Below are 5,926 nucleotides of genomic sequence, written 5' to 3'. Positions count from 1 at the left end.
AGCGTTGGTCGTCACACCGTCGGGTGCCGTGGTGACCGCGGCGCTGGTGATCTCGATGCCCTCGCCGTAGTGCAACTGGTCGCTCAGGTCATAGTCCCCCGCAGCCGCACCCGTGTTGGTCGCGACCAGGTCGTAGACGATGGTCCACGTCCCGTCACCGTTGGGCGTGGGACCAGCACTGATGGTCTTGTCGACCGTGATGAGCGGCAGGGTGGCGCATACGTCGTCCTGGGCGACGGTCCCGTTGTGGGTCAGGGTGGTCGAGTTCGCCAGTCCACCGTTCTCACCCGAGCCCGGGGCCGGGCACTGGAGCTGGCCCGGATCGATCGTGGCCTCGTCCATCTNCCGTTGTGGGTCAGGGTGGTCGAGTTCGCCAGTCCACCGTTCTCACCCGAGCCCGGGGCCGGGCACTGGAGCTGGCCCGGATCGATCGTGGCCTCGTCCATCTCAACGGTGACCGTCACCTGATAGGTGTGAGTCCCGCCGGCGGCGAGTTCGATCCCCGTAGCCACGACGTTCGCTGGGGCGCCGTCGGCGCCCAGCCCCGTCCAGTCAGCGTTGGTCGTCACACCGTCGGGTGCCGTGGTGACCGCGGCGCTGGTGATCTCGATGCCCTCGCCGTAGTGCAACTGGTCGCTCAGGTCATAGTCCCCCGGGCTGGATCCCTCCGTACGACGCGACGCTCGTCGAGCGCATCCGCCGTCCAGTCAGCGTTGGTCGTCACACCGTCGGGTGCCGTGGTGACCGCGGCGCTGGTGATCTCGATGCCCTCGCCGTAGTGCAACTGGTCGCTCAGGTCATAGTCCCCAGCAGCCGCACCGATGTTGGTTGCGACCAGGTCATAGGTGATCGTCCATGTCCCGTCACCGTTGGGCGTGGGCCCAGCGCTGATGGTCTTGTCGACCGTGATGGATGCGACGGTCACGCATGCCTCGGCCGAGTCGGTGAGGCTGTTGTGGTCGATCGCGGCGGCGTTCGATAGCCCGCCCTGCGATCCGCCTGGCTCCGCGGAGCACGGCGTGATCACCGGAGCCCCCTGGGTGCCATCTGCCAGGGCGAGGACAACCTCGACCTGGTAGGTGTGCTCGGCCCCGGAGGGCAAGGTGTCAGCCCCGAGACCGGTCCAGGACGGCGAAGCCGTCACACCCTCTGGGGTGGTGGTCACAGCGCCCGAGCGGACCTCGAGGTCGCCGTCAGCGGTCATGCGGTCAGTGAGCTCATAAGTACCGGCGCCGGCGCCGGTGTTGGTGGCCACGATGTCGTAGGTGACTGTCCACGTCCCGTCACCGTTGGGCGTCGGGCCGCCCGAGACTGTCTTGGTGATGTCGATGGACGGGATCGGGGCGCACGCCTGGTCCTGCTCGACCTCGCCGTCAGGGCCGGTCATTTCTGAGGTGTTATTGAAGCCCTGGTTGGCGTTGGATCCTTCTGCCGGGCAGGCTGTCGGGTCGTTGGCTCCGGAACCGGCGCCCTCGACCTGCAGAGGCACCTCGGCCACGACGGTCACCCGGTAGACGTGCGGGGTGTATCCGTCGTCGTCGGTGCCAGCCAGCGGGACGTCGGTCGCGATGGTCAGGTTGTCCTGGCCGTTCCATGCAGGATCGGCGAGCGTGACACCGTCAGGTGCCTGCGTCACTGCGGCCGAGACGATGGTCGCCTGGTCGGTGAAGTGCAGCGCGTCCTCGAGCGAGTAGGTCGTCGACGGGGTCTGGGTGTTGGCCACGACGATCTCGTAGACGACCTCCCACTGCCCGTTTCCGATCGGGTTCGCCGAGACCAGTTCCTTCGTGTGGGTGGGGTCTCCGATGACCACCAGGCCGGCCGGGTCGCAGTTGATCGTCGGGGGAACCTGGGAGTCTGCAGGAATGTCCGCTTGGGCGCAGGCCGTGTTGACGACCGAGTCCGCCAGGGGCTCGGTGAGCACGATCTCGAACTCGTGGCTCTGGGTCTGGCCGGGAGCCAGCGAGTCGATGGTGAACGATCCAAGCTCGGGCTGCTGGTCATCGGAGATCTCGATACCAGTCAGCGTGCCCTGGCCGGTGTTCTCCACCACGATCCGATAGCGCACCGTGTCCCCGACACGGAACTCGGGGTAGTCGACCGGATCGTTGGCATCACGCCACGTACCGGCGGCGTCCTGCACGTACTTCTTCAGTGAGGCCGAGTAGTAGTTCGCGATCTCGGTCGGGGCGGAGGTCCGCATCACGAGCCGAGTGTTCTCCGCACGGCCCTGCGCCCGGTTGACGAGGATGTCCCCTCCCTCCATGTCCTCGGTGGCGATCGGTACGGTGAACGTGAAGGAGGCTCGTGCCGCCAGGGGGCCGGTGATGACGCGCACGGCGGTCGCGTCCGGGGTGAACGTGGTGGTCCATCCGACCGTGTTCCCACCCGGGTTGCCTGCCGCGCCGTTGGAGCTGTCGGCAGAATCGTCGTTCAACGTCGCAGGGTCGGCCGTCGTGTAGTAGACCGTGGCCCCCATCGAGACCTGGATCGGACCACTGAGCTGGTAGGTGCCGCTGATGTCGGTCCCTCGCCCGTCACTGGTGTACGGCAGGATGTCGATCACGTCGACGAACTGCTGGGTCATCGGGTCCTCGGAGCGGACCAGTACCGTCCATGACCCCTCGCCGGCGCCGTCGCCGGTTAGGTTGGGGATGAACGCCTGGTCGGCGGTCTTGATGATCCGGGTCAGGCCTGAGTCGTTGACCACGACCGAGGCGGTGGCTGCACCTGACTGTGCGCCGCCCACGGCAGCGGTCACGGTGTTCACCAGCCGTGCCCCACCCTCAAGCTCTGCCGGGTACTGGACGTCGTAGGACAGTGCATGGGCTGCGTTCGTGCTCACACCGTTCAGCGTCCACGTCAACACCTGACGCCCGCTGGCGTCCGTCGTGGTGACCGGCTCTGGGGTTGATGACCCCGGCACGTACGTCGTCCCGGCCGGGAGCGTGTCGACGAGCTGGTAGCCATCAACGGTCGGGGCAACCGCCCCCGTGCCGTTGGCCGAGTAGTTCAGCGTGTACGTCGCCTGCCCACCAGGGTCGATCGTCGTCGGAGTCACCGACTTCTCGACGTTCGGGGTGACTCCGATGACCCGCAGGATGTCACGCCCACCAGCCGCATACGCATAGCGGGCGCCCGGGGTGGGAACCCCATTGACAGGCGCATCAGCGACGTTGGCGCTGCGGTTCGGGTAGACCCATGCATTCGTCGCACTGGTCGCGCTGATGTAGGCACCCCAGGTCCACACATTCGCCCCCACCGGGGCGTCGGGCTTCACCTGCTGCAACGTCTGCAGAACCACCCGCTGCGCCCGGATCGCAGGCGTGAGGGTATAGATCGCCCGTACCGCCTTGACCGTCGACAGGTCAGCCGGTGCCGTCGTCGTCCACCCCGTGGTCCCCTCACACGTGAAGGCGTTCGGGTCGTACGAGCCGCTCGCCGGGTTCAACAGCGCCGACGTACCGGTGTAGTACGCCACCGGAAGACCGGCGAGCGGTCCCGTGGTCGAGTTCTCGAATCTCGTGACGGCCCCGGTGAAGGTGACGTACCGGGTGTCGAGCACCGAGCAGAGTCCACCCTGTGTGGCGTTGATGGTCGAGACGTTCGGGAAGTTGACCTGCGGCGCCGACATGACCTGCGTGCCAGGTGCTACCCGGTAGGTGTCCGACCACGCAGCACCGCTCTGCCCCGTGTAGCTAGGGGTCCAGGCGTGAGTCCAGTACCCGCTGACCCACGTCGTGTTAGCGGTGTTGTTCGACGCGTCGTCGGGGAAGGTCTGACCATCGACCGCGGTGTAGGTGGGCGCACTCGAGGTCAGGCCCACCCGGCCGGCGTTCTCCGTGGAGATGACCCGGATCTGGATCTGACCAGAGGCCACCGCAACGCGGTCGGTCGGCAGCGCGTTGCCAGCCGAGTCCCTGGTGGGGGCTAGCGCGTGGCTGTAGTCGATTCCGGAGATCGTCAGCGTGTAGGAGGTCGAGCTGTTGCGCGTCAACGTGCACGTCCCGGCGAACGGGCCGACCTGATCCGCAGCATGCGTGCCGCCCGACCACGGGTGCCCGCTGGCCGTACCGCTCGTGAAGGCGCGGCAAGCATCAGGCCCGACCTGCATCGTGGCGCCCAGGCTGTTCTCCAGCGTCAGGTTGTACGTCGCAGTGCCTGGGCCCGCCGGGCTGTACGCCCCGTGGAACACCGTCCAGTTGAACACCACGTCACGCGAGGTCGGGTTCAGCGTGCTGCTGCCCGCGCTCTGCACCCAGTAGATGTCCTGCAAGAAGGTGTTCTCGATCCCGATCTCCGGCAGCTGCGCCTGCTGGCCGCCGATCGACGCCGAAGCGCTGATCGAATCACCCGTGGCCCCGGTGACCCGCATCGCACTCGTCAGCGAGACCGCCGTACCCTGCGCCTGCGTGCCCACGTTGCACACCAGCGTCGATCCATCACCGGAGATGTTCGAGGCTGGAGTCACGCCATCGGTCAAACAAGCTGGCGGTAGCGAGTCGAAGACCGCGTCCTGCGCCGTCACCGTGATCGTCACGTTCTCCACCGGCGCGTTCCCCGGCGCCGCAGCATCGTCATTGAGGTTGAACCACCATTGCGCCGAGACCGCATCGCCGGTCTTGAGCGGGGTGGGCGTTCCCTCAGCCCAGCTCCCCTGCAACTCATAGACCGTCGCGGCCTGCGCCATAGGGACAATAGCCATACCCGCCACAAGTGCCGCGATAAGGACACCCGCCAAGCCGGCTAGTCGACGCCGCAGCATCATGATGCGAAAACGCTTCTGCCCACGGGCGACGGAACGGCTTGGCGACAGGTGCTTCATGGCAATCGGTGGCCTTTCTCGGAACTGGATAGAGGTACCACTTGCTCGCCAAGGACGAGCTCCTTGCCCTATGTGACCAGCCCTCCTCACGACCATGACGGGCAGAAAATGTGATGTGTGTCACATTCGAGCACTGGCTCGGGTGCAGACCTGGCGTCGTCCAACGCAAGGAGCTGGAGGAGCCGAAGGTCCCAATTTCCGCATGAATCCAACACTCCGGGCCGATCGCGCAGGCCGAGCGTTCGGCCCGTGCCCACACTTCTTTCGGGTAACTCTCAGGAAGCGGAATTCACCCGCTCTAGGCACAGTTGTGCAACTTAAGTTAATAAAATGAACCCATAGAACACAGGAGCGCGCAGTCGGCAACCGGTAGACACGGATTGAACGCCTGCCGACCGCACATGACGAAGGTCCCTCGAGATGAGCCGACGGACCTTCGCCATGCTGTCACCGCTGGAAGATGGCTATCTCTGAGGGGCGGCCGGAGTTCCTCGCTCAGTGGGGTCCGGATGTATCCCACAGCGTGGAAGTAGCGGATGTAAGAGTCGAGCATGTCTGCGTCGACCGATGGGCAGAGGAGGCCGCTCGAGGCGAGGTCGCGCTCGGTGCGCTCTCGTCCGAACCGCGGGAACGTGCCCTCGAAGTAGAGCTCCTTGACGGTCACGTCGCTCGACGTGGCGACGTTGGTGACGATCGGCAGGAACGCCACCACGGGGTGCTCGGGGTGCTCGCTGCAGAACGTGGTCAGCGCATCCAGCCACTGGGTGTACTCGAGGGTCTCGATCCGATGGCCGTGGGCGCGCTGCCGGTCGACCCTAAGGCTGAGCGGGGCGTAGCGAGGATTCGTGAGGTGGTAGGTCTGTCCCTCGGCAGGCCGTGACCCGGCTAGGTGGATGACCGCTCGGGTTCCGCACTGCGGGGATCCCGGTCCGGACGCAAGGCCTGGCGACGGGCGGACTGACGGATCTCGACCCGAGCCTGCAGCTCGCCGTCTACCGCATCTTGCAGGAGGCCCTCACGAACGCCTTGCGTCATGCGCCCGGTACGCCCGGGGTCGAGGTCGAGATCCACCGCGACGCGGGCGGTGTCGAGGTCGTCGTC

General features: G+C 66.3%; 2 protein-coding genes. Both read right to left on the bottom strand.

Annotated elements, in window-relative coordinates; all coding sequences use genetic code 11:
* Positions 1 to 637: 637 nt before the first annotated feature.
* Complete coding sequence (locus ASE27_RS07610; protein WP_162259222.1) at positions 638 to 4,825, bottom strand: DUF11 domain-containing protein; 4,188 nt, start codon at positions 4,823 to 4,825, stop codon at positions 638 to 640.
* Positions 4,826 to 5,710: 885 nt separating this feature from the next.
* Positions 5,711 to 5,926 (bottom strand): hypothetical protein (locus ASE27_RS20865; protein ID WP_235535383.1); only part of this gene is annotated, 216 nt, incomplete at its 5' end.

This window comes from Oerskovia sp. Root918 (assembly GCF_001428945.1).
GTDB classification, from domain to species: domain Bacteria; phylum Actinomycetota; class Actinomycetes; order Actinomycetales; family Cellulomonadaceae; genus Oerskovia; species Oerskovia enterophila.
This window is presented reverse-complemented; position numbering and strand designations above follow the sequence as displayed.

Bases quoted from the DNA above. Each gene is read 5' to 3' on its own strand.
- ASE27_RS07610 (WP_162259222.1), bottom strand. From the start codon at position 4,825: ATGAAGCACCTGTCGCCAAGCCGTTCCGTCGCCCGTGGGCAGAAGCGT.